The organism is Mycolicibacterium houstonense (assembly GCF_900078665.2).
Taxonomy (GTDB): Bacteria; Actinomycetota; Actinomycetes; order Mycobacteriales; family Mycobacteriaceae; genus Mycobacterium; species Mycobacterium houstonense.
This window is the reverse complement of record NZ_LT546207.1, coordinates 447,498-469,956: the sequence shown is the minus strand read 5'-3', so window position 1 is coordinate 469,956 and position 22,459 is coordinate 447,498. Positions and strand designations below refer to the sequence as shown.

The window sequence follows — 22,459 nt, the reverse complement described above, 5'->3', positions numbered from 1 at the left end:
TCGGCGCACCGCCGCCCGAACAGCCGGCCACCACCAGCGCTTCGGGCAGCGGGTCGGGAAGTCTCGGATTCACCGGCACCGCAGTGAAAGCCACGGCCGCGGCACCGGCCGGGTTGACCACGATGGCCGACGACACGTTCGGAAACGGCACGACGCTGCCGATGATGCCGGGCAGCTGGCGCCCCGGCGTCGACGACGTGCCCGATGCCGACGACAAGGGCAGCGCCTAACCGATCTGTGTTGAGGCTGTGAGCAATTGGTGAGAACCAGGTCGATCCCCCGCCCGCGGCACCCTATGCTCGGCGTCTCCTCGTAATACTGGTGTTCCTGAACGAAGGGAGCACCGGATGGCCGGCGATACCGCACAGCAGCGCGGCAGCTGGGAAAGCACGCTCCCCCATTTCTCCACCGTCGAGAAGCACGGCCGCATCACCGTGCCGGTGTCAGAGCCTCCGGAGACACTGCGATTCTTCGCCGTGGTCACCTTCGTCCTGTGGGTGCCCGTCGCCTTCGGCGTGGCGTTCTGGTTTCACAGCATGCAGACCGACGACCCGTCGCCATGGGTGGGCGTGGCCGCGATCGTGGGTTCGTTCCTGCCCGCCATCCTCGCAACCATCGTCGCCGACGAAGCCCGCGACACCTACGGCCAGCGCAGTACCGGCAACCGAGTGGCCGTGATACCCGTGTTGGCGGGCGTCGCGGTTGGATTGCTGGGCGCCGCACTGTGGTTCAGGGATTTCACCGGCGGCGTGGTGGCCCTGGTCAGCGTGGTGTGCTCGGCCGGTGCGGCGCTGGCCACCGTCTCGGCCTGGCGGGGTGTGCGGTACGCCCGGCGGCGCCAGNCCTGGCCTGGCTGAGCCAGACCAGCGCCAGCAGTGCCGGGGTGGCCGCCCAGTTGGAGACGGCTGCCGCGTCCTACACCGCCGCGCTGGCAGCCATGCCGACGTTGGCCGAACTCGCCGCCAACCGCGCCACCCTTGGCGTGCTGGTCGCCACCAACTTCTTCGGGATCAACACCATCCCGATCGCGGTGAACGAGGCCGACTACGTCCGGATGTGGATCCAGGCGGCCACCACCATGACCGTGTACCAGGCCGCCTCCGAGGTGGCGGTCGCCACCGCCCCGCCGTCTGCCCCGGCACCCGTACTACTGGCGCCGGGCGTCGGTGAGAGTGGTGCCGCGACCGCCACTGCAATGCAATCGGTGGCCTCAGCCAGGGCCGGCGAATCTGCCTCCGCCCTGAGCCTGAGCGACTTGATCAGTTCGTACGAGGAGTTCGTCAAGTGGATCGAAGCGAACGACCCGATCGGTAAGTGGCTGGCCGAGAACTCCGAGCATTTCTATGGGATGTATGACCAGCTCAGGGAATTCATCCTCGAGCCCTGGAAGATTCCGCAGGTCCTCGCCGAGATCATCGCCGACCCCTCTCTGCTGTTCACCACCTACATCAACGTGTTCTTCCTCGGGGCGTACGCGGCCACGTTTGCCCTGCTCGGAACACCGTTGTATGCCGCGGTGACTGCTGCGGCGTCCCCGGCGATGCTCGGATTGCTCGGCATCATCGGGATGGCACAGGCCTACGACATCCCGATCGATGCGCCGGCCGAGGAGATCACCGCGCGCGCCGAGCAGCCCGGGGTGGCCGCGATGCCGGGACCATCGGCACCTTCGGCCCCGGCGTCCGCGCCTGCCGNGACCCGGATTCCGACCCACGGGCCGGCCACGCCGAGCGAGCCCGGCTTGCCGCAATGCCGGCCAGCAGCTGGGACGACTACGACCGCGCCGTCCTGTCACCCGGCGGCGGGGTCTGGTCGCGCAACGTCAAGCGAATCGACCTGCCCGCCATCCTCGCAACCATCGTCGCCGACGAAGCCCGCGACACCTACGGCCAGCGCAGTACCGGCAACCGAGTGGCCGTGATACCCGTGTTGGCGGGCGTCGCGGTTGGATTGCTGGGCGCCGCACTGTGGTTCAGGGATTTCACCGGCGGCGTGGTGGCCCTGGTCAGCGTGGTGTGCTCGGCCGGTGCGGCGCTGGCCACCGTCTCGGCCTGGCGGGGTGTGCGGTACGCCCGGCGGCGCCAGGCCTGGTTGGTGGCCGTGCGGCGGAATGGTGTGCGTTCGACCGGAGTCTTGCGCAAGGTGGAGTTCCTGAAGCGCTGGACCGACGACGATCCCGAGTTCACCGTCACCGTCGAATTCGACAGCCCGGCCGGAGGGCGAGTGGTGACGGCGAACATGGTTGCCCATCACTCCCGGGTTCCACGGCCGGGATCACCCGTCGTCGTCTTCAGTGCGCCCGACGACCCGGGCGACGACGTACACATCGAGCTCGATCCCGCCGGCCCACCCATGTTCGACCGTGATCCCAGCGGCCGGTACCGCAAGCCGAGTGGGAATTAGCGGTCGCGTTTGGCGAGCTCGCGCAGCACCAGATCGGTTGCATCCCAATCCATGCACTTGTCGGTGACCGACTGTCCGTACGTGAGCGGCCGGGCCTCGGGTGACTGCGCGCCCGCCACCAGGAAGCTCTCCAGCATCACGCCGCTGATCGGCAGCCCGTCGCGAACCAGCTGGGCCACCTCGGTGGCTACCGACGCCTGGCGGACATGGTCCTTACCGGAATTGGCGTGGCTGCAATCGATCACGACGCGGCCGGGCAGTCCGGCACCGCTCAGCTTGGCTGCGGCGTCGGTGACCGCGTCGGCACCGTAGTTCGGTCCGTCGGTGCCACCGCGCAAGATCACGTGGCAGTCCTCGTTGCCCGCGGTGCTCACCACCGCACCACGGCCCAGATCGTCCATACCGAAGAAGACATGCTCGGCGGCAGCGGCTTTCACCCCGTCGACCGCGACCTGGACGTTGCCGTCGGTGCCGTTCTTGAACCCGACGGGCATCGACAGGCCCGACGCCAGCTGGCGGTGCACCTGCGATTCGGTGGTCCGGGCACCGATCGCACCCCACGCCACGGCGTCGGCGATGTACTGCGGGCTGGTCGGTTCCAGGAATTCACACCCGACCGGCAGGCCGATGTCGATGATGTCGAGCAGCAGCTGGCGGGCCACCCGGAGGCCACGCGCGACATCGTAGGTGCCGTCCATGCCCGGGTCGTTGATCAGGCCCTTCCAGCCGATCGTGGTGCGCGGCTTCTCGAAGTACACCCGCATCACGATCTTGAGCTGGTCTTGGAGTTCGTCGGCCACCTTGACCAGCCGCCCGGCGTACTCGAGGGCCGCGGCGGGATCGTGCACCGAGCAGGGGCCGACGACCACCAGCAGCCGGTCGTCACGACCGGCCAGGATGTCGGCGATCTCGTCGCGGTCACGCGCCACCCGCTCGGCACGGCGCTGGCCCAGCGGGAACTCGGTGAGCACGTCGTGCGGACTGGGGATCGCGCTGAAACTGCGGACGCGCCGGTCCGAAGTGGCCGGGACGTTGGCGAGCTGCGCCACGTTCATGTTGGGGTGCCTTCCTGATGATGGGCACCTGGTGAAACGTCCGGCGCCCTGTAACGACGAAAGGCAGCGACCGATGGTCACTGCCTGGGCTCCGGGTGGATGCGTGCTTAGTGCTTCGCTTTATCGGCTCCGCCCGGAGCCTTGATAAAGCGCCAATAGCTGGCACACACACCGATAGTCACGTCGGCCACGGTACACCACAGTCGGCGCAACGCCACAACCGGTGGGTTCACAAGCACGATTTGTGGCCACGACCTAGCATCCTGGGCATGCCGCTGAGTGCCCGAATGCCCGAGTTGGCAGCGTTCGAGGTGCTGCTGGCCATCGCGCGCACGGGTAGTCTCGGCGCCGCCGGACGTGAGCTGGGTCTCACCCAGCAGGCGGTGTCCTCGCGGCTGGCCTCGATCGAGGCCCAGACCGGAGTGCGACTGGTGCAGCGGGGCCACCGGGGCTCGCAGCTGACGGCAGCCGGCGCGGTGGTCGCCGAGTGGGCCGACCAGTTGCTCGATGTCGCACAGCGGGTGGACGCGGGGCTGGCCTCGCTGNGATGTACTGCGGGCTGGTCGGTTCCAGGAATTCACACCCGACCGGCAGGCCGATGTCGATGATGTCGAGCAGCAGCTGGCGGGCCACCCGGAGGCCACGCGCGACATCGTAGGTGCCGTCCATGCCCGGGTCGTTGATCAGGCCCTTCCAGCCGATCGTGGTGCGCGGCTTCTCGAAGTACACCCGCATCACGATCTTGAGCTGGTCTTGGAGTTCGTCGGCCACCTTGACCAGCCGCCCGGCGTACTCGAGGGCCGCGGCGGGATCGTGCACCGAGCAGGGGCCGACGACCACCAGCAGCCGGTCGTCACGACCGGCCAGGATGTCGGCGATCTCGTCGCGGTCACGCGCCACCCGCTCGGCACGGCGCTGGCCCAGCGGGAACTCGGTGAGCACGTCGTGCGGACTGGGGATCGCGCTGAAACTGCGGACGCGCCGGTCCGAAGTGGCCGGGACGTTGGCGAGCTGCGCCACGTTCATGTTGGGGTGCCTTCCTGATGATGGGCACCTGGTGAAACGTCCGGCGCCCTGTAACGACGAAAGGCAGCGACCGATGGTCACTGCCTGGGCTCCGGGTGGATGCGTGCTTAGTGCTTCGCTTTATCGGCTCCGCCCGGAGCCTTGATAAAGCGCCAATAGCTGGCACACACACCGATAGTCACGTCGGCCACGGTACACCACAGTCGGCGCAACGCCACAACCGGTGGGTTCACAAGCACGATTTGTGGCCACGACCTAGCATCCTGGGCATGCCGCTGAGTGCCCGAATGCCCGAGTTGGCAGCGTTCGAGGTGCTGCTGGCCATCGCGCGCACGGGTAGTCTCGGCGCCGCCGGACGTGAGCTGGGTCTCACCCAGCAGGCGGTGTCCTCGCGGCTGGCCTCGATCGAGGCCCAGACCGGAGTGCGACTGGTGCAGCGGGGCCACCGGGGCTCGCAGCTGACGGCAGCCGGCGCGGTGGTCGCCGAGTGGGCCGACCAGTTGCTCGATGTCGCACAGCGGGTGGACGCGGGGCTGGCCTCGCTGCGCAGCGAAAGCCACAGCCGCATCACCGTGGCGGCCAGCCTGACCATTGCCGAGCAGCTCATGCCGCGCTGGTTGGTGTCGCTGCAGGCCGACGCTGCCCGTCGCGGAGTTGCGGCGCCCCAGGTGATCCTGACCGCGGCCAACAGCGATCAGGTGATCGCGGCGGTGCACGACGGTTCGGCCGACCTGGGATTCATCGAATCTCCCGGCGCGCCAGCAGGTCTGCGCAGCTGGGTGATCGCCAACGACGAACTGGTCACCGTGGTTCCGCCGGAACACAAATGGGCGCGACGCTCCGCACCGGTCAGCCCCGCCCAGCTCAACGACACCGCCCTGGTTTCCCGCGAATCCGGTTCGGGCACAAGGGAAGCCCTCAGCGCCGCGCTGCGCTCCGCACTCGGGCCGGCGAGCCGGCAGGCCGATCCCGCCATCGAACTCTCGTCGGNATCGCCACCCAACGCCGAGCGTGACGCAAAGGTCGTTTGCACCAAGGGATTACGACGTTGGTGTCGCACTGGGTGTTGCCCGCGAGTTTCAGCGGCGCAACAATCGGCCCGACCGCAGCCCGCCGATGGTGTTGGTGGCCACCGTCGCCCAGGCCGCGAGCAGCAGGACGTACAACCCGACCGCGAGCCAGGAGATCACCACGGCACCGGTGGCGGCGGCGAGTGCGGATGCGCCCGTGACGCAGGTGCCCACGGGGAAGGTGAAACTCCACCAGGTCAGGCTGAACGTCAGCCCGCGCCGTGCGCCGTGCACGGTGAGCGCCAATGCCAGGCAGAACACGAAGGCCCCGAAACCGCCCATCACCAGGCCGTACACGATGCCGAAGGCGTGCAGCGCCGAGACGATGCCCGGATCGGCGAGCACCGACCCGGCGTGGGATGCCAGCAGATTGGCCGCCGTGATCGACTGGCCGACGACACCGAGCACGATCCAGACCGTCGGGATCGCCTGCACCTCACTGAAGCCACCGTGCATCAGCCGCGAATAGACCATCGTGGTGGTGATCAGGCCGGCCAGCAGGCTCAGGCCGAACATCGCATAGCAGGCGACCAGCAAGGTCAGACCCGCCTGACCCGGGCCCAGGTGCGACAGCAGCAGCGCGCCGGTCGATGCCGAGACCATGGGCGAGACCACCGGCATCATCCAGGCCGGGACCGCCTCCACGTCGGTGTGATCGGCGCGGGTGATCATCGCGAACGGAAGCCACAGGCTGACAACCAATCCGAGCACCGTCCCGGCGGTCCACAGCACCACGTCCACGGCCAGCGCCGCGGACGGGCCGATGACGGCGGGCCCGAGCAACAGCGCGCCCGCACCGACGGTGAGCAGCGCCATCGCCGGGGCACCGTAGAACTGCCCCACCACATGGTGTGCGGCATAGGCTTTCGCCTGCTCGCGATGCCGGATCCAGTGGGTGGCGAACGCGGCGGTCAACACCACCAGCACGGCGCCGGCGAGAACCCATACCGCGGTGGCGAATCCCCGCAGCCCCGGCACGTGCAACGGCAGAGTGGCCGCGGCGGTCGCGACGATGCCGGTGCCCATCACGGACGCGAACCAGTTCGGCGTGATGTGCCGGAAGGCTGAACCCGCGCTGTCCAGCTCCGCCAGCAGCGCGGTATGGAACGGCCGTGACGCGGTGTAGGGGGCGTAGGTGGTCACCTCACCGATGGTGGTGGCTGCCGCCGGTCACCGGTAGGCACCACGGAGTTGTGGCGCCACAAGCCCTGCTTGTGACTCAGACGTAGCGGTTGCGACCCGCGAGCGCACCGGCCACCATCTGCACGAGGTAGACCACCAGCACCATGGCCCACGGTGCGGTCCAGCCGGCGGTCATGTCGTGCAACAGGCCGAACGAGAACGGCCCCACCCCGGCCAGCAGATAGCCGAAACCCTGCGCCATCCCGGACAGCCGTGCGGTGTCCTCGGCATTGCGGGCTCGCAGCGCGATCACCGTCAACGCCAACGAGAACACACTCATGCCGATGCCGATCAACAAACTCCACAACAGCGGCGCCGCACCAGGATTGACCAGCAGACCGATGGTGCCGGTGATCCCGACGACGCCGAGTCCCAGGATCCAGCCACTCTGGCTCTTCTGCTTGGCCGCCAGCGGCGGAACGATCAGGCTGATCGGCACCGCGAGAATCGACACCAGCCCGAGCAGCAGACCGGCATCGGTCTTGCTCATTCCGTTGTCGATGAACACCTCGGGCAGCCAACCCATGACGACGTAGGCCAGGAACGACTGGCAGCCGAAGAACAGCGTGACCGTCCAGGCCAGCGGGCTGCGCAGCAGCGAGCGGCCGGGCCCGGCCGATGTGGACTTCTCGGTGCGGGCGCGGCTGATCCCGCGGGCACCCACCAGCCAGAACAGCAGCGCGACGAGGGCCACCAAGGCCCAGGCGGCCAGCGCACCGCGCCAGCCACCGAGCAGGGGTTCCAGCGGCGGGGTGACCGCGGACCCCAGCGCGCCGCCGCCCTGCAAAGCGGCGGTGTAGACGCCGGTCATCAGGCCGATCTGCGCCGGGAACGAACCCTTGATCACCACCGGGATCAGCACGTTGACCAGTGCGATGCCACCCGTGGCCACCAGCGTTCCGCCGATCACCACGTACGGGCCGTCCAGCACCCGGGTCACCAGGCCGATGCTGAGGATCATCAGCGCCACCGAGATCGCGCGCCCCAGCCCGATCCGTCGGGCCAGCCAGGGAGCCGTCAGACCCGCCGCCGCGAAGCACAGGCCCGGCAGGGTGGTCAGCACACCGGCCCAGACCGCCGAGGCACCTAGCGATTCGCGCATTTCGCCGAGGACCGGGCCGATGCTGGTGATCGCCGGGCGCAGGTTCAGCGCGGTCAGGATCACCGCGACGACCAGCAGGGCGCCACCCGCCGCCATTGTGGCGGGGCGGACCTCTACGGCACCGTCCAGCTCGAGCTCCAGGTCGTGCTCGTAACTGTCCAGGGATTTCTTGCGCAGGGTCCGACTCACCCGGCTATGATGCCATACATCCCATGATTGGATGAAAGGACTTTAGCGTGCCGCTCGCCACAACGCGACGCACTGGCCTGGTCGACCAGGTCATCGAGCAGCTGCGCACCCTGGTCACCTCCGGCGAATGGCCGGTCGACAGCCGGATCCCCACCGAGCCCGAGTTGGTCGAGGCCCTCGGCGTCGGGCGCAACACGGTGCGCGAAGCGATCCGGGCGCTGGCCCACAACGGCATCTTCGAAGTACGGCAGGGCGCGGGCACCTACGTCCGCGCCACCAGCGAGGTATCGGCCGCGCTACGCCGGCTGTGCGGAAGCGAACTGCGTGACGTGCTGCAGGTCCGGCGCTGCCTTGAGGTGGAGGGGGCCCGCTTGGCCGCTGTCGCGCGTACCGAGCAGGACATCGCCGAACTACGGGCACACCTGGCCCATACCGACACCACCGACCACGCCGAGTTCACCCGGTCCGACACCGAGTTCCACCTGGCGGTCGTGCGGGCGTCGCACAACCCGGTGCTGATCGAGATCTACCGCGGCCTGCTCGAGGCGATTACCGCCAGCGTTGCCACGGCGAGTGCCGCACCCGGCGGCATGTTCCCGCACGACGAGCTGGTCGAGGCGATCGTGGCCGGCGACGTGGAACGCGCCGGGCGTGAGGCCGGCGACTTCCTCGACGAGATCCTGGCCCGGACACCCGTTCAGGACTGCTGAGCCACGCCGGGTTCAGAACGGGGCGTCGTCCATCCGCGCCCGGGTCAGCGGCAGGCGCAGCAGCAGCCGCGCACCACCGAGCGGGCTCTCCACCAACGAGGCTGTGCCGCCGTGCAATTCGGCCTGCTGGGCGACCAGGGCCAGACCCAGGCCGGACCCCGAGCGCGATGCGGTGGATCCGCGGGCGAACCGCTCGAACACCTCGGCCCGCTCGGCCTCCGGCACGCCGGAACCGTTGTCGTCGACCACGATCTGCACATCGTCGGCCGAACTGACTGCGCTGAGCCGGATTTCGGTGGCCCCGCCGTGCTTGACGGCGTTGGCGATGGCATTGTCGATCACCAGCCGCAGGCCCGCGGGCATGCCCAGCATCAACACCGTCGGCGAGGGCATCAGCGTGGCCCGCAAGCCCGGATACGTCCGCAGCGCATCGTGTGCCGCGCGGTCGAGCAGCTCGGTGACGTCCATCGGCACGAAATCCTCGACCGTGGTCAGCTCCCCTTGCGCCAACCGCTCCAAGGCGGTCAGGGTGCCTTCGATCCGGCTCTGCGTGCGCATCACGTCGCCGATCACCTCTTGCCGCTGTTCGGCGGTCATGTCCAGGGTGGACAGCACCTCCAGGTTGGTGCGCATGGCGGTCAGCGGGGTGCGTAGTTCATGGGACGCCACCGCGGCGAAATCGCGGGCCGATTCCAGCGCCGCCTTGGTGCGCTCCTGCTCGTTGCCGATGCGCGCCAGCATGCCCTCGACCGCCTCGGCGATCTCCACCGCCTCGCGCACACCGCGCACCTGCACCTCGTCGGGCTTGGACTGCGCGTTGATGGCGCGGGCCTGCTGGGCTAGCAGGCGGAACGGTGTGATCATCACCAGCGAGATGACCCAGCCCACCACGACCGTGCTGCCGATGACGCCGGCACAGATCAGCAGCACCCGCAGGTGCAGCTCGTCGATCCGGCGCTGAGTCTCGGCCAGCGGCGCGCCGAGCGCGATGGTGGCCGGGCCGGCGGTGAACGTGCGTACCCGGTACTCGACCCCGTCGATCGTGGTGTTCGAGTAGCCGTTCTCCAGCCGCGGCAAGACGATGTCGCTGGGCACCGAGACGCTGACCCCACCGATGTGGGCGGTGCGGACCAGACCGCCGTCGTCGGGAATGGACTGGTCTGCCGACCCCGGCTTCGCGGTGGTGAGCAGCGTGCTGACATCACCGAGGCTGCTCAGTGAATCCAGGCGGCGGTCCAGCTGGCTGTACTGGTCGTTGGTGACGCCGATCCACACCCAGGTACCGAGCGTGATGACCGTGACCACCACCGACAGCGCACCAACGATGACGATGGTGCGCAGCGACAGCACCCGCATCACCGGGCGGAGCACGGGCCGCAACAGCCGGAGCACACGCTCTTCGAGACTCACTGGGGCTATCTTGCCCGATCCACCCAGGTCGGCCTCGGGCACCGCACCCGTCGACGCACCAGCGTCAACTCATGGTTGACGACAGCAGCATCGTCAACTTAAAGTTGACGCATGAGCCAACCAGTCACCATCACCAACCCCGTCCGTCTCGACGACCTCATCGGCGCGATCAAGAAGGCTCACACCGAACCTCTCGATCAACTGATCGACGCCGTGATCGCCGCCGACGCCCTCGGCGATATCGCCGACCACCTGATCGGACATTTCGTCGACCAGGCCCGGCGCTCGGGCGCATCCTGGACCGACATCGGCAAGGCCATGGGCGTCACCAAGCAGGCCGCCCAGAAACGCTTCGTCCCGAAAGTCCCCGACTTCGACCCGGCCACCCTCGACCCCAAAGCAGGTTTCAGCCGGTTCACGCCACGGGCGCGCAATGTCGTCGTCGTCTCGCAGAACACCGCCCACGAGGCGGGCAACGCCGAGATCACCCCCGACCACCTACTGCTGGCGCTGTTCGCCGAGCCCGACGGGCTTGCCGCCAAACTCCTTGCCAACCAAGGCATCACGGCCGAATCCGCGCGATCCGTCATCACCCTGCCGCCGCGGGCCGGTGAGGTACCGGCCCTCATCCCGTTCAACGGCGGGGCCAAGAAGGCACTCGAGCTGACCTTCCGCCAAGCGCTTCGGCTGGGGCACAACTACATCGGCACCGAACACATCCTGCTCGCCCTGGCCGAAGCCGAGGACGAGGACGGACCGCTGCACCGCCTCGGCGCGAATCCGGACCGCTTCGAGACCGAACTGGCCGCCGCCCTGGCCCCGTTCATGGCCAAAGAACAGGCCGGCGGCGAAGAATGAACCGGGAATGAAAGCTTCCGCCGAACCGTAGAAGCAATCGTGAAACTCAATGACGCCGCACGCGAGCTGATCGGCGCGGGAGCCGATGCCACGCTCGTCACGATGAATCCGGACGGTAGTCCACAGGCCACACTGGTCTGGGTGGCGCTGCAGTCCAGCGCCGACGGCGACGAACTCGTCACCGCACATCTGGCCGAGCACAAGAAGGTCCGCAACGTGCGCCGCGATCCTCGGGTTGCCCTGACCATCCTCGATCCCGGTCGGGTGGGCGAGGCGATGCGGCCCTACCTGGCGATCACAGGTACCGCCCGAATCGTCGAAGGCGGCGCACCGGAACTCCTCGAACAACTGGCGCAAACCCTGGCAGCGCCCGATGTGCCGTTCCCGCCGAAGGATGCGCCGCCCGGCTGGCTGACACGGATCCGGATCGACAAAGTGGGCGGCGTCGGGCCCTGGGTGTCCTGACCCAACCGGCTGTAACACGTTTCAGTCTGTGCGATCATGCCTGGCATGCCTCGCTGGTTCGCATTCCTGTTCACGGCCATGGTGGTGGCGGTCGCCGCCTTCGTGACCCCGCCCTCGGCCTCGGCCGAGGGCGCCTCCCCCATCGGCCGAATCGGCGAGACGCTGCGGGTCGAGACCTCCAACGGCATCGTCGCCGACGTCACGGTCCACGACGTGCTCGCCAGCGAGGTCCCGCCCGGCTGGGGCTGGAACGGCTCGCCGCGCTGGCGCGCCCAGGGCAGCCCGTGGCGGGCCCCCGTCACGGTGACCACCATCCAGGCGCCCAACCCGTACGCGATGGCGCTGTCGTTCACGTTCAACGGCGTCACCCCCTACGCCGACGCGTACGCACCCAAGCACACCGACGCGCCCAACCGACTCGAGATGGCGCTGCGCAACGCTCCCCCGGGCAGCACGGTCAACGGCGACGTCTACTGGGATGTCTACCGCGCGCTGGTCACCAACGTGGTGTTGACCGACACCAAGTCGGGCGAGCACCTGGCGCAGTGGAATCTGTGGCAGCCGGGCGCACCCCTGCCTTGATCGCCGACGAGCGCTCGCGCGAGGAGCCATGGATGTAGCACCCGCCACGGCGGGCGATCTCCCAGACCTCGCCGCCGTCGCAGCCGCCACCTTTCCCCTGGCCTGTCCCCCGTCGGTAACCCCTGACAACATCGTCGCGTTCATCGCCGAAACCCTGTCCGAGGCACGCTTCGGTGAATACCTCACCGATCCGGACCGGATCGTGCTGGTGGCCCGCGATACCTCGATCACGGGATACGCCATGCTGATTCGCGGTGTCCCCGACGACGCCGATGTCCAGCGGGCGGTGGCACCGCGGCCGGCATTGGAGCTATCGAAGATCTACGTGCTGCCCGACCGCCACGGCGGCGGCGCGGCCCAGGCGCTGATGACCGCCGCGCTGCGCACCGCGGCCGAAGCCGGCGCGCAGTGTGTCTGGCTCGGCGTCAACCAGCTCAACCAACGGGCCCAGCGGTTCTACACCAAGAACGGTTTCACCATCAGCGGCACCAAGACCTTCCGGCTCGGCACCGGGGTGGAGGACGACTACGTGATGGTCCGCCCGCTCTAGACGGTCTTCTGCGCCGCGGCGGTCAGGGCCAACAGGCGCGAGGTGGCCCGCAGGTACTTCTTCCGGAAGCCCCCGGCCACCATCTCCGGGCTGAAGATGGTGTCCAGCTTGGTTCCCGATGCCAGCACCGGGATGCCCGCGTCGTAGAGACGGTCGGTCAACGCCACCAGCCGCAGCGCCACGCTCTGGTCCTCGATGGGATGAACGCCGGTGATGAACACCTCGGTGACGCCCTCGATCAGGGCGTGATAACGCGACGGGTGCATGGTGGCCAGATGCGCACACAGCGCATCGAAGTCGTCGAGCGTGGCCCCGGTGACCCCCTCGGCCCGCTGCGCCACCTCCTCGTCGGACAGTGGTTCCGGCGCCGGCGGCAGATCCCGGTGCCGGTAGTCGGGTCCTTCGATCCGCACCGTGGTGAAGATCTGGGCCAGCGTGTTGATCTCACGCAAGAAGTCCTGAGCGGCGAACCGGCCCTCACCGAGCTGCTCGGGCAGGGTGTTGGAGGTGGCAGCGATGGACACCCCACGCTCCACCAGCGCCGACAGCAACCGAGAGATCAGCGTGGTGTTGCCCGGATCGTCGAGCTCGAATTCGTCGATGCACACCACGATGTAATCGGACAGCAGCTCGATGCACTCGTTGTAGCCGAACACCCCGGCCAGCTGGGTCAGCTCACCGAACGTGGCGAACGCGGTGGGTGAATCACCCTGCGACAGCGTGTAATACGTCGAGGCCAGCAAGTGGGTCTTGCCCACGCCGAACCCGCCGTCGAGGTAAAGACCCACTCCCGGCAGCACCTCGCGCTTGCCGAACAGCTTCTTCTTACCCGCCCGGCGAACGATCGCCTGCTCGCAGAAACTGCGGCAGGATTGCACGGCGGCGGCCTGTGACGGCTCGGCCGGGTCAGGGCGGTAACTGTCGTAGCTGACGTCGGCGAACGTCGGCGGTGGAATCAGCTGTGCGACCAACCGCTCCGGCGTGACGGTGGGATGACGATCGGCGAGATGAGCGACGCCGCTGGACCCGTGCATGCAGGCAGCGTAGCCACGTGCTCCAATTCAGTTCATGTCCGATGACACCGCCGGGACAAACCTGACCGTGCTGGGAAACGTCGACAAGATCGCCGACGGACGGCTGGCCGATTACTACGCGTATCCCGATGACCTGCAGAGATGCTGGGTCCGGGGCAACATGATCAGCAGCCTGGACGGTGGCGCCACCGAGGACGGCAAGTCCGGCGGGTTGGGTGGTCCGGGTGACCGGGCTGTGTTCAATCTCATGCGTCACACCGCCGACGTCGTCCTGATGGGCGCGGCGACCGTCCGGATCGAGAACTACTCCGGGGTGCAGCTGTCCGCGGCGCAACGTCAGGACCGTCAGCGCCGGGGCCAGGCCGAGGTACCGCCCATCGCCGTCGTCACCGCATCGGCCGAACTCGACCATGACGCCAAGTTCTTCACCCGCACCGAGGTGCCCCCGATCATCCTGACCGCCGCCAGGACCGTCGCCGACGCCCGGCGCCGTCTCGGCGGGGTCGCCGAGGTGCTCGACGCGTCCGGCGCGGACCCGACCCGGGTCGACCCGGCGGTGGCACTGCGAATCCTCGCCGGACGCAAGCTCTTCCGGGTGCTGACCGAGGGCGGCCCGCAGCTGCTGAGCCTGCTGATCGAGGAGGACCTGCTCGACGAACTGTGCCTGACGGTGGCACCGGTCCTGGTCGGCGGGGTGGCGCGGCGCATCGCCACCGGCCCCGGCCAGGCCCACACCCGGATGCGGCCCGCCCACCTGCTCACCGACGACGAGGGCTACCTGTACACGCGCTACGTCCGCGGGTAGTGCAAAACGTGTCGCTACTGTGGTCAGCATGCGTCATCAGCTGGTGAATGCCCTGAGAAGGTCGGCCGTTGCCGTGCCCGTCCTGTCACTGGGCGTGCTCACCGCCTGCGCGCCGCTGTTCGCCGCAGATCCGCGCTATGCCACCGATTCCGGTGCGCGCCCGCAGGGCCAGCCGCAGACCACGTCGGCGGCCCCGGCCGGTCCGCCCGGCATCGAGGCGCCCAAGAACGACCTGGCCTGGCGGGACTGCACACCACGGCTGTTCGGTGACGCCGGCCTCCAGCCGCCCGCCGACGTCACGCTGGACTGCGCCAGCTACGACGCCGATCTGGACCCGATCAACGGCGCCAGCGGCACCATCAGCATCGGCGTGGTGCGGGCCCGCTCCAGCCAGACCCCGGCCGACGCCGGCCCACTGGTGATGACGACCGGGTCCGACATTCCGACCTCGGTGCAGCTGCCGACGTGGTTGGCCCGGTCGGGCACCGACATCCTCAAGACCCATCCCATCGTCGCCGTCGACCGGCGCGGCATCGGCATGTCGGGCGCACTGGACTGCCGCGACGTCTACGACCGTCAGGAGATGCTGGACCAGACGCAGTTCCAGGCCGGCGACGATCCGGTGGCCAACCTCGGCGCGGTGACCATGACCGCGACCACCAGCTGCACCGACACGATCGCCCCGGGCGATTCGGCCTACGACAACAGCCATGCCGCCGAAGATCTGGAACGGCTGCGCAGTACCTGGGATGTGCCCACCCTGGCCCTGATGGGCATCGGCAACGGCGCCCAGGTGGCCCTGGCCTACGCCGGCTCGCACCCCAACAAGGTGTCGCGGCTGGTGTTGGACTCGCCGCTGCCGCTGGCCATCGGCGCCGAGGCCGCGGCCGAGCAGCGCGTCAAGGGCCAGCAGGCCGCACTGGACGCTTTCGCCGCACAGTGTGTGGCCACCAACTGCCCGCTGGCTCCGGATCCGAAGGCCGCCGTCGACGCCCTGCTGGCCGACGCGCGGGCCGGACGTGGCCCCGGCGGGGTGTCGGTGGCCCTGCTGACCGAGGCGATCGCCACCGGGATGGGTTTCCCCCAGGGTGACCGGGTGGCCGCCACCAACAACCTGGCGACGGCGCTGGCCGCCGCACGCGCCGGCGACGCCGGCCCGATCACCGCGCTGATCACGCAGACCGAAAGCCTGCGCCAGACCGACGGGCAGTTCGTCAACTCCTGCAGCGACGCGCTCAACCGGCCCACCCCCGACCGGGTGCGCGAACTCGTGGTGGCCTGGGGCAAGCTCTACCCGCAGTTCGGCGCCGTCGGCGCGCTGAATCTCGTCAAATGCCTGAACTGGCCCAGCAGCACCGCACCCAAGGACCCGCAGGACCTCAAGATCCCGGTGCTGCTGCTCGGGGTGCAGAACGACCCGATCGTCGGCAACGAGGGCGTCGCCGCCGTCGCCGCGACCGTCATCAACGCCGGGGCCAACAACCGGCGGGTGATGTGGCAGGGCATCGGCCACGGCGCCAGCCTGTACACCCCGTGCGCGCTGCCGCCCCTGACGGGCTACCTCGACAGCGGCAAACTGCCCGAGACCGACACGTACTGTCCCGCCTGACGCGGGGCCGAATCGGCGTCGGTATAAGGTTCGCTGGTGGCGGCAGCAGATTCCATCGTTTCAGGCCTCGTGAGCGCATTCCGTCCCCGCACCTCTCCGCCGAGCATCGCCACGGTGCTGCGTTCGGTGCTGTGGCCGGTCGCGATCCTGTCGATCATCCATCGCAGCTACGTGCTGGCCACCAACGGCTACATCACCGACGACTTCGGCCCGGTGTACCGCGCGGTGATCAACTTCAAGCTCGGCCTGGACATCTACAACGAGCACTTCGACTACGTCGACCCGCATTACCTGTACTCCCCCGGCGGCACTCTGCTACTGGCCCCGTTCGGGTATCTGCCGGTGGACGCCTCGCGGTACTGGTTCGTCTTCTTCAACGCCGTGGCGATCATCCTGGCCGCCTACTTCTTGGTACGGCTGTTCAAGTTCTCGTTCAGCTCGGTGGCCATGCCCGCACTGCTGCTCGCGATGTTCTGCACCGAGTCGGTGACCAACACGCTGGTGTTCACCAACATCAACGGCTGCATCCTGCTGTGCGGCGTGTTGTTCTTCCGCTGGATGCTCGCCGGCACGGTCAGAGGTCAGCTGCTCGCCGGTGTGGCCATCGGCCTCACACTGGTGATCAAGCCGTCGCTGGCACCACTGTTGTTGTTGCCGTTGCTGAACCGGCAGTTCTACACGTTCATCACCGCGATTGGCGTGCCGCTGCTGTTCAACGGGGTCGGCTGGTTCATGGTGTCGGACCCGATGGGCTTCGTCCGCAACACCGTGCCCTACATCTTCTCCACCCGCGACTACTTCAACAGCTCGATTCTGGGCAACGGCATCTACTACGGCCTGCCGACCTGGCTGATCCTGTTGCTGCGCATCGTGTTCCTGCTGCTGGCCGTCGGCAGCCTGTGGCTGCTCTACCGCTACTACCGCGAACGCGATCAGCTGTTCTGGATGCTGACGTCCTCGGGTGTGCTGCTGATCGCGTCGTTCCTGGTGCTGTCGCTGGGGCAGGGCTACTACTCGATGATGCTGTTCCCGTTCCTGATGACGGTGGTGTTGCCGAACTCGGTGATCCGCAACTGGCCGGCCTGGCTGGCGATCTACGGGTTCATGACGATGGACCGCTGGCTGCTGGTGCACTGGCCGACGACCGGGCGCTTCCTGGAGTACATGAAGATCACCTACGGCTGGTCGTTGATGCTCGTCGTGGTGTTCTGCGTGCTGTACTTCCGCTATCTGGACGCCAAGCAGGACGGCAGGCTCGACGAGGGCATCGATCCGCCGTGGCTCAGCCGTCCCAAGGAAACCGCCTCAGCCTGAGCAGAACTGCATGACCTGACCCGCCAGCCGGGTCCGGGTCTGCATCTGCAGGCCGTGCCGCGCACACACCTCGTCGAGTTCGTCGGGGTTCACCAGCCGGAACGGTGAACGGTCCAGCCGGTGGATCGCGGTGGCCGCCGGGGTACGGGTCAGGTCGTAGCCGGTGAAGACGCCGCCCGGCCGCAGCACCCGGGCGATCTCGGCGACGGCCTTCTCCCATTCGACGATGTGGTGCAGCATCAGGCAGCTCAGCACCGAATCGAACGAGTCGTCGGCGAACGGCAGGTCGGTGGCATCGGCCGCGCGCACGGTCACGTCACCGAACCGTTGGAGCCGCCGCGCCGCCGTTCGGACCATGGCCGGGTCGAAGTCGGTGGCGGTGATGGCCAACTCGGGATGGGCCTGCCGCAGCCGGGCGGCGATATCGCCACTGCCCGAGCCGATCTCGAGAACTTCACGGCCCAGTCGCTGGACCGGGATGCTGCCGAGCACCGCCTGCCCCGTTCCCGTCCGCCACAGGACGGTCTTGCAGAAGGCGCGCTCGATCCGTGACATCGCCGGCATACGGGGCTCCCGTCGTGGTCGTAGGTCTTCCAGCATGGCCGACCGGAGGTCGGAGCGCCTTGTACAGATCGGCCGTATGAGAGATTGGGCGGGTGGTCGGGAATCAGGACGGTGCATGGTCGGGCGCATTGGCGGTCGTCGCCGGCGCGCTGTGCTACACCGGCAGCATGTCCGATGCGCGGCAGCACCACCATGTGGCCACCCAGGTGGTGCGGTCCTGGACAGGCGCCTTCGAGCTGTCGGACGGACGGGGACGCCGGACCGTCACGTCGGCCGCAGTCATCCCGTCGGGGCGCGACCATTCCATCCGTATTCTCGAACCGACCTCGGGTGTGCTGGTCTTCCTCGACCCGAGCGTGTTCAGCCGGGTCGGCATCGACAGCGACGACATCACCGACTGGGTGCGGGCCGGCGACGAACTGCCCTGCTGGACAAGCCCATTGCCGCCGGAAACGCTGCTGGGCGAGTTGCTCGCCGCGCCACCGTCGGGATACGCGCGACCGAGCGCCGACCTCTGGCATCCCAGCGTGCTCGCCGCGGTCCAACTCATACCACGTCTGCTCCCCGGCACCGTCCGGCTCGGCGACGTCGCCAAGGAAGTCGGGCTGTCCCCCGGCCGGCTCGGACGACTGTTCAACGATCAAGTGGGCCAATCGTTTCCGACGTACGTGCGGTGGGCCCGGCTGCGCTGCGCCGTCGAGGCGTTGCGAGACGGCGCATCGCTCACCGACGCCGCCCATGCGGCCGGGTTCACCGACAGCGCCCACGCCAATCGGGTCTGCCATGAGATGTTCGGCCTCTCCCCGAGCGCCGCGAGCGGAGACCTGGTGTGGGCGTAGCGAGGTCCGCCCGCAATAAACGATCGATCCGTACAAGCGCGTTCGTAGCACCGTGCGCGACGGTGTTGCGGTGACTATCGCAATACGAAACGCCGTCCGCTACGGCTACATACCGTTCATGCTGCTCGGGATCAACGGTCTGGCAGCGTATCTCGCAGCCCACGGCGCCTCGAAACTGTGGCTTGTGGGGCTCATCCTGATCGCCGTCGGCTGTTCGTTCGCCGCCGAACGGGTGTTGCCCTACCGGACCGACTGGAACACCCCATTGGACGATGCCGGACGCGATACCGCCCATGCACTCGTCAACGAAACCCTCGTCCTGTCGAGTGTGGCGATCATCCCGTTGCTGGCCGCAGTGACGCCGTTCCCGAGTTGGTGGCCTGAATCCCTGCCGTTCGTGATCCAGCTGTTGATCGCAGTATTGGTAGCCGATTTCGGCATCACCACCATCCATCTGGCCAGCCACAAGGTCGGCTGGCTCTGGCGCCTGCATGCCGTTCACCACAGCGTCCGCCGGTTCTACGGCTTCAACGGCCTCATGAAGCATCCGCTACACCAGACCATCGAGATGGCCGGCGGCGTGCTGCCGCTGATCGTTCTCGGCATACCGGTTGAGGTGGCTGCGGCGCTGTCGGTCTGCGTCGCGGTCCAGCTGCTGCTGCAGCATGCCAACGTCGACTACCGCGTCGGCCCCCTGCGATCGGTGCTGGCGCTCAACGAAGGCCACCGATTCCACCACCTCAAGTGGGCCGGCATCGGCGACGTGAACTTCGGGTTGTTCACCCTGATCTGGGACCACGTGTATCGCACCTACTCGTATGACCCACGGCGCCGGTTCAGCAGCGACGATCTGGGAATGGCGGCCAAACCGCACTATCCCACGGGCTACCTGGACCAACTGACCGAACCCTTCCGGGCCCGTGGCGGATGCGATTTTGCCGAGCCCATGCCTGGCGCCCACCGCGCGCCGGCACGTAATTTGGAGATATGACGACCGAGGGCCCCAAGCTGGAACTGACCGACGACCAGTGGCGCGAGAAGCTCACCCCGGAAGAGTTCGCGGTCCTGCGTCGGGCCGGCACCGAGCGTCCCTTCACCGGTGAGTACACCGACACCAAGACCGAAGGTGTCTACGAATGCCGGGCCTGCGGGGCCGAACTGTTCCGCAGCACCGAGAAGTTCGAATCCCACTGTGGCTGGCCGTCGTTCTACGACCCGGCCGATTCGGCCGCGGTGATCCTGCGGCCGGACAACACCCTGGGGATGCGCCGGGTCGAGGTGTTGTGCGCCAACTGCCACAGCCACCTGGGGCACGTCTTCGAGGGCGAGGGCTACCCGACCCCGACCGACCAGCGGTACTGCATCAACTCGATCTCGCTGCGTCTGGTGCCCAAGTCCGCCTGACGCGCGGGTATCAGTCGACGCGGGTCGCGTGCACCTCCCAGAACGGCATGTGCACGCGACCGTCGACGAGCCAAGGTTCGATCACCCGCAGGCGTTCCAGCAGCGGCTCCATCTGACCGGCCATGTCGGGATTGCGGGCCGCCATCATCTCGAAGACCTCGACACTGACGTTGCCCTGGTACGTGGTGGTGCCGAGATAGGTGATCTCCCAGCCGGCGTCGGGCAGGACCGCACGGAAATCGTCGGCGCTCATCGAGCGCGGCATCTTGAAGCCGTTGACGTTGTGCTCACCGAACTCGTACATGAAAAGGCGGGCCCCGGGTTTGGTGGCGCGGTGCAACGCCCGCACATACGACTTCTGCAGCTCGGGCTCGTCGGTGAAGACGTGATAGAACGCGGTGTCCACGACGGTGTCGAACCTGCTCTCGAGGCCGTCGAGCTTCGTCGCGTCGGCCACCTGGAAGTCCACCGTGACACCGGCCTTCTTCGCGTTCAGCCGGGCCCGCTCGATCGCGGCCGGCGACGCGTCGATACCGGTGGCCGACAAGCCTTTTGACGCGTAGTGGATGGCATGGTGGCCGGGCCCGGTTCCGGGGTCGAGCACCTCGCCCTCGACGGCGCCGAGGGCGACGAGCTGCTGCACGACCGGCTGCGGCCCACCGATGTCCCACGGCGTCGCGGCGGGCAGGCCGTGCGCGGTCCGCTCGTCGCGGTACATCTCTTCGAAGTGATCGGATTCTTGCGGAGCAGTCATGCCCGCGAGGGTAGACCCGCTAACTAAAAGCGCAGGTCATGAAGCGCGCACGCCGGCAAGCATGCGGCGCCCGCCTCATCCCAGCCCGATTGCCACGTTGTCATGCTGGAGTGGCGCTCGGCGCCGAGGGCCACTCCAGCGTGACAAAGGGCGAACGACCGGACCAGCTTTGTCACGCCAGCGTGGCGGTCGGGCTCGGCAGCCACTCCAGCGTGACAACGTGAGGCGCGACAAAGCGGGGCGCGACAAAGCGGGGCGCGGCAACGTGAGGCGAGGCGCGGCTGGGGCAACGGCGCGGCGAGGCAGGGGCGAGGGCAACGGCGAGGGCGCCCGAAGAACTACGGCAGCTTGGCGACCAGGTCCTCGACGCTGACCCGCGGGCCGGTGAAGAACGGCGTCTCCTCGCGGGTGTGGCGACGGGCGTCGGTGGCGCGCAGGTCGCGCATCAGGTCGACGATGCGGTGCAGCTCGGGCGCCTCGAAGGCCAGGATCCACTCGTAGTCGCCGAGCGCGAACGCCGGCACCGTGTTGGCCCGGACGTCCTTGTAACCGCGGGCGGCCATGCCGTGCTCGGACAGCATGCGGCGACGCTCTTCGTCGGGCAGTAGGTACCACTCGTAGGACCGGACGAACGGGTACACGCAGATGTAGTTGCCCGGATCTTCACCGGCGATGAACGCCGGGACGTGGCTCTTGTTGAACTCGGCCGGCCGGTGCAGCGCGACGCTGCTCCACACCGGGTCGCTGATCCGGCCAAGCGCGGTGGTGCGGCGGAAGTCTGAGTAGGTGGCCTGCAGCGCCTCGATGTTGTCGGCGTGGGTCCAGACCATGAAGTCGGCGTCGGCCCGCAGCCCGGCCACGTCATAGATGCCGCGCACGACCACTCCGCGCTCTTCCTGGGTCTTGAAGAACGCCGTGGCCTCATCGGTCACCTGGGTACGTTCTTCACCCAGCTCCCCGGGGCTCACCGCGAACACCGAGAACATCAGGTAGCGGATGGTGGAGTTCAGTTCGTCGTAGTCGAGCTTGGCCATGCGCCTATCGTGCCACGCCGCTGTGCACCAGTTCCGCGACCGCCCGGGTGGCGGTGCCCACACATGCCGGCACCCCGATCCCGTCCAGATAGCCCCCGGCCACCGCCAGTGTCGGGGGCAGCCCCGCCCGCAGCTCGGCGATGAGATCGCCGTGGCCGGGGCCGTACTGCGGCATGGCCTCGATCCAGCGGTGCACGTGGCTGTCGACCGGGTCTACCGTGACCCCGAACAGGGTGTTCAGATCGCGGGCGGCCCAGGCCAGCAAGTCGTCATCGCCGGTGGTCGCGGCGATGTCGTCGCCGTACCGGCCGAACGACAGCCGCACCAGCTCGACGTTGCCGCGCCGGCCCCATTTTCGCGACGACATCGTGATCGCCTTGGCGTTGAGGCGCTCCCCCGCGGCCACCAGCACCCCGGACTGCTGCGGCAGTGGGGTTCCACCCGGCAACGCCAGGGCCACCACCGCCGCCGAGGCGGTCCGGATCCGTCGGGCTGCCGCG

21 protein-coding genes and 6 pseudogenes are annotated in these 22,459 nt (G+C 68.1%); 17 read left to right on the top strand and 10 right to left on the bottom strand.

Annotation, left to right across the window (positions count from 1 at the left end; all coding sequences use genetic code 11):
• The 4 genes and pseudogenes from BN4332_RS02455 to BN4332_RS34055 form a co-directional block, all read left to right on the top strand.
• On the top strand, positions 1-230 hold a 230-nt coding region (locus BN4332_RS02455), incomplete at its 5' end, for a PPW family C-terminal domain-containing PPE protein (RefSeq protein WP_074132948.1).
• Between the two features lie 608 nt (positions 231-838).
• Positions 839-1,183: pseudogene (locus BN4332_RS02445) on the top strand (PPE family protein); the annotation flags it as partial.
• Between the two features lie 566 nt (positions 1,184-1,749).
• Positions 1,750-1,797 (top strand): annotated as a pseudogene (locus tag BN4332_RS35040) (hypothetical protein); the annotation flags it as partial.
• A gap of 114 nt (positions 1,798-1,911) precedes the next feature.
• Positions 1,912-2,403: a hypothetical protein gene (locus tag BN4332_RS34055; protein ID WP_066897021.1), complete on the top strand. Its 492-nt coding sequence runs from the start codon at positions 1,912-1,914 to the stop codon at positions 2,401-2,403.
• On the opposite strand, the gene BN4332_RS02435 is transcribed toward BN4332_RS34055, so the two are convergent.
• Entirely contained in the window at positions 2,400-3,458 is a 1,059-nt protein-coding gene (locus tag BN4332_RS02435) for a 3-deoxy-7-phosphoheptulonate synthase (protein WP_066897020.1), read from the bottom strand. The two genes, BN4332_RS34055 and BN4332_RS02435, sit on opposite strands and share 4 nt — an antisense overlap.
• 269 nt (positions 3,459-3,727) lie before the next feature.
• Between BN4332_RS02435 and BN4332_RS02430 the strand changes: the two are divergent.
• Positions 3,728-4,003: pseudogene (locus BN4332_RS02430) on the top strand (LysR family transcriptional regulator); the annotation flags it as partial.
• A 1-nt stretch (position 4,004) separates the two neighbouring features.
• Here BN4332_RS02430 and BN4332_RS02425 read toward each other — a convergent pair.
• Positions 4,005-4,484 (bottom strand): annotated as a pseudogene (locus BN4332_RS02425) (3-deoxy-7-phosphoheptulonate synthase); the annotation flags it as partial.
• 269 nt (positions 4,485-4,753) lie between these two features.
• On the opposite strand from BN4332_RS02425, the pseudogene BN4332_RS02420 reads away from it, so the two are divergent.
• Positions 4,754-5,491: pseudogene (locus tag BN4332_RS02420) on the top strand (LysR family transcriptional regulator); the annotation flags it as partial.
• Positions 5,492-5,563: 72 nt separating this feature from the next.
• Here BN4332_RS02420 and BN4332_RS02415 read toward each other — a convergent pair.
• On the bottom strand, positions 5,564-6,697 hold the full coding sequence (locus BN4332_RS02415; protein WP_066897018.1) for a TDT family transporter: 1,134 nt from the start codon (positions 6,695-6,697) through the stop codon (positions 5,564-5,566).
• 76 nt (positions 6,698-6,773) lie between these two features.
• Positions 6,774-7,934 (bottom strand): CynX/NimT family MFS transporter, encoded by a 1,161-nt coding sequence (locus BN4332_RS02410; protein ID WP_066897026.1) that lies wholly within the window; start codon positions 7,932-7,934, stop codon positions 6,774-6,776.
• A gap of 140 nt (positions 7,935-8,074) precedes the next feature.
• Here BN4332_RS02410 and BN4332_RS02405 point away from each other — a divergent pair, with 140 nt between their 5' ends.
• Positions 8,075-8,737: a FadR/GntR family transcriptional regulator gene (locus BN4332_RS02405; protein WP_066897017.1), complete on the top strand. Its 663-nt coding sequence runs from the start codon at positions 8,075-8,077 to the stop codon at positions 8,735-8,737.
• 12 nt (positions 8,738-8,749) lie between these two features.
• Here BN4332_RS02405 and BN4332_RS02400 read toward each other — a convergent pair whose 3' ends face one another.
• Complete coding sequence (locus BN4332_RS02400) at positions 8,750-10,093, bottom strand: sensor histidine kinase (protein ID WP_066897025.1); 1,344 nt, start codon at positions 10,091-10,093, stop codon at positions 8,750-8,752.
• A 165-nt stretch (positions 10,094-10,258) separates the two neighbouring features.
• On the opposite strand from BN4332_RS02400, the gene BN4332_RS02395 reads away from it, so the two are divergent.
• Genes BN4332_RS02395 through BN4332_RS02380 form a run of 4 tightly spaced genes read left to right on the top strand, consistent with a single transcriptional unit; the run spans position 10,259 to position 12,602 of the window.
• On the top strand, positions 10,259-11,005 hold the full coding sequence (locus tag BN4332_RS02395; RefSeq protein ID WP_066897016.1) for a Clp protease N-terminal domain-containing protein: 747 nt from the start codon (positions 10,259-10,261) through the stop codon (positions 11,003-11,005).
• A gap of 39 nt (positions 11,006-11,044) precedes the next feature.
• The gene (locus tag BN4332_RS02390) at positions 11,045-11,470 is read left to right on the top strand and encodes a PPOX class F420-dependent oxidoreductase (protein ID WP_066897015.1); all 426 of its coding nucleotides are present in this window, start codon (positions 11,045-11,047) and stop codon (positions 11,468-11,470) included.
• 45 nt (positions 11,471-11,515) lie between these two features.
• Positions 11,516-12,052, top strand: coding sequence for a hypothetical protein (locus BN4332_RS02385; RefSeq protein ID WP_066897014.1), 537 nt, complete (start codon positions 11,516-11,518; stop codon positions 12,050-12,052).
• A 28-nt stretch (positions 12,053-12,080) separates the two neighbouring features.
• Positions 12,081-12,602 carry a GNAT family N-acetyltransferase gene (locus tag BN4332_RS02380; protein WP_066897012.1) on the top strand — a complete coding sequence of 174 codons (522 nt, stop codon included), beginning with the start codon at positions 12,081-12,083 and terminating at the stop codon, positions 12,600-12,602.
• Here the strand turns inward: BN4332_RS02380 and zapE are convergent.
• Positions 12,599-13,636 (bottom strand): cell division protein ZapE, encoded by a 1,038-nt coding sequence (gene zapE / locus BN4332_RS02375; protein ID WP_066897010.1) that lies wholly within the window; start codon positions 13,634-13,636, stop codon positions 12,599-12,601. The two genes, BN4332_RS02380 and zapE, sit on opposite strands and share 4 nt — an antisense overlap.
• Positions 13,637-13,670: 34 nt before the next feature.
• Here zapE and BN4332_RS02370 point away from each other — a divergent pair, with 34 nt between their 5' ends.
• Genes BN4332_RS02370 through aftC form a run of 3 tightly spaced genes read left to right on the top strand, consistent with a single transcriptional unit; the run spans position 13,671 to position 17,364 of the window.
• The gene (locus tag BN4332_RS02370; protein ID WP_066897007.1) at positions 13,671-14,441 is read left to right on the top strand and encodes a pyrimidine reductase family protein; all 771 of its coding nucleotides are present in this window, start codon (positions 13,671-13,673) and stop codon (positions 14,439-14,441) included.
• Positions 14,442-14,469: 28 nt separating this feature from the next.
• Positions 14,470-16,050, top strand: coding sequence for an alpha/beta hydrolase (locus BN4332_RS02365; RefSeq protein WP_200820245.1), 1,581 nt, complete (start codon positions 14,470-14,472; stop codon positions 16,048-16,050).
• A gap of 36 nt (positions 16,051-16,086) precedes the next feature.
• The gene (gene aftC, locus BN4332_RS02360) at positions 16,087-17,364 is read left to right on the top strand and encodes an arabinofuranan 3-O-arabinosyltransferase (RefSeq protein ID WP_074132947.1); all 1,278 of its coding nucleotides are present in this window, start codon (positions 16,087-16,089) and stop codon (positions 17,362-17,364) included.
• Here aftC and BN4332_RS02355 read toward each other — a convergent pair.
• Positions 17,356-17,928: a class I SAM-dependent methyltransferase gene (locus tag BN4332_RS02355; protein ID WP_066897004.1), complete on the bottom strand. Its 573-nt coding sequence runs from the start codon at positions 17,926-17,928 to the stop codon at positions 17,356-17,358. The genes aftC and BN4332_RS02355 overlap by 9 nt on opposite strands.
• A gap of 92 nt (positions 17,929-18,020) precedes the next feature.
• On the opposite strand from BN4332_RS02355, the gene BN4332_RS02350 reads away from it, so the two are divergent.
• The 3 genes from BN4332_RS02350 to msrB all read left to right on the top strand — a co-directional run bounded on the left by BN4332_RS02350 (position 18,021) and on the right by msrB (position 20,171).
• On the top strand, positions 18,021-18,767 hold the full coding sequence (locus BN4332_RS02350; RefSeq protein ID WP_066897002.1) for a helix-turn-helix domain-containing protein: 747 nt from the start codon (positions 18,021-18,023) through the stop codon (positions 18,765-18,767).
• 118 nt (positions 18,768-18,885) lie between these two features.
• Complete coding sequence (locus tag BN4332_RS02345; RefSeq protein ID WP_200820365.1) at positions 18,886-19,758, top strand: sterol desaturase family protein; 873 nt, start codon at positions 18,886-18,888, stop codon at positions 19,756-19,758.
• Positions 19,755-20,171, top strand: a complete 417-nt coding sequence (gene msrB / locus BN4332_RS02340) for a peptide-methionine (R)-S-oxide reductase MsrB (protein ID WP_066897000.1) — start codon at positions 19,755-19,757, stop codon at positions 20,169-20,171. The genes BN4332_RS02345 and msrB overlap by 4 nt, the downstream gene beginning before the upstream one ends.
• Before the next feature lie 10 nt (positions 20,172-20,181).
• Here the strand turns inward: msrB and BN4332_RS02335 are convergent, their stop codons facing one another.
• The 3 genes and pseudogenes from BN4332_RS02335 to BN4332_RS02325 form a co-directional block, all read right to left on the bottom strand.
• On the bottom strand, positions 20,182-20,925 hold the full coding sequence (locus BN4332_RS02335; RefSeq protein WP_066896998.1) for a class I SAM-dependent methyltransferase: 744 nt from the start codon (positions 20,923-20,925) through the stop codon (positions 20,182-20,184).
• Positions 20,926-21,263: 338 nt separating this feature from the next.
• Positions 21,264-21,959 carry a hydrogen peroxide-dependent heme synthase gene (gene hemQ / locus BN4332_RS02330; protein ID WP_066896996.1) on the bottom strand — a complete coding sequence of 232 codons (696 nt, stop codon included), beginning with the start codon at positions 21,957-21,959 and terminating at the stop codon, positions 21,264-21,266.
• Positions 21,960-21,963: 4 nt separating this feature from the next.
• Positions 21,964-22,459: pseudogene (locus BN4332_RS02325) on the bottom strand (FAD-dependent oxidoreductase); the annotation flags it as partial.

Coding starts and splice junctions, on each gene's coding strand:
- BN4332_RS02435 (WP_066897020.1), bottom strand. CDS start 3,458: ATGAACGTGGCGCAGCTCGCCAACGTCCCGGCCACTTCGGACCGGCGC.
- BN4332_RS02410 (WP_066897026.1), bottom strand. CDS start 7,934: ATGGCGGCGGGTGGCGCCCTGCTGGTCGTCGCGGTGATCCTGACCGCG.
- BN4332_RS02400 (WP_066897025.1), bottom strand. CDS start 10,093: ATGCGGGTGCTGTCGCTGCGCACCATCGTCATCGTTGGTGCGCTGTCG.
- BN4332_RS02395 (WP_066897016.1), top strand. CDS start 10,259: ATGAGCCAACCAGTCACCATCACCAACCCCGTCCGTCTCGACGACCTC.
- BN4332_RS02385 (WP_066897014.1), top strand. CDS start 11,516: ATGCCTCGCTGGTTCGCATTCCTGTTCACGGCCATGGTGGTGGCGGTC.
- BN4332_RS02380 (WP_066897012.1), top strand. CDS start 12,081: ATGGATGTAGCACCCGCCACGGCGGGCGATCTCCCAGACCTCGCCGCC.
- zapE (WP_066897010.1), bottom strand. CDS start 13,636: ATGCACGGGTCCAGCGGCGTCGCTCATCTCGCCGATCGTCATCCCACC.
- BN4332_RS02370 (WP_066897007.1), top strand. CDS start 13,671: ATGTCCGATGACACCGCCGGGACAAACCTGACCGTGCTGGGAAACGTC.
- BN4332_RS02365 (WP_200820245.1), top strand. CDS start 14,470: ATGCGTCATCAGCTGGTGAATGCCCTGAGAAGGTCGGCCGTTGCCGTG.
- BN4332_RS02355 (WP_066897004.1), bottom strand. CDS start 17,928: ATGCCGGCGATGTCACGGATCGAGCGCGCCTTCTGCAAGACCGTCCTG.
- BN4332_RS02345 (WP_200820365.1), top strand. CDS start 18,886: ATGCTGCTCGGGATCAACGGTCTGGCAGCGTATCTCGCAGCCCACGGC.
- msrB (WP_066897000.1), top strand. CDS start 19,755: ATGACGACCGAGGGCCCCAAGCTGGAACTGACCGACGACCAGTGGCGC.
- BN4332_RS02335 (WP_066896998.1), bottom strand. CDS start 20,925: ATGACTGCTCCGCAAGAATCCGATCACTTCGAAGAGATGTACCGCGAC.
- hemQ (WP_066896996.1), bottom strand. CDS start 21,959: ATGGCCAAGCTCGACTACGACGAACTGAACTCCACCATCCGCTACCTG.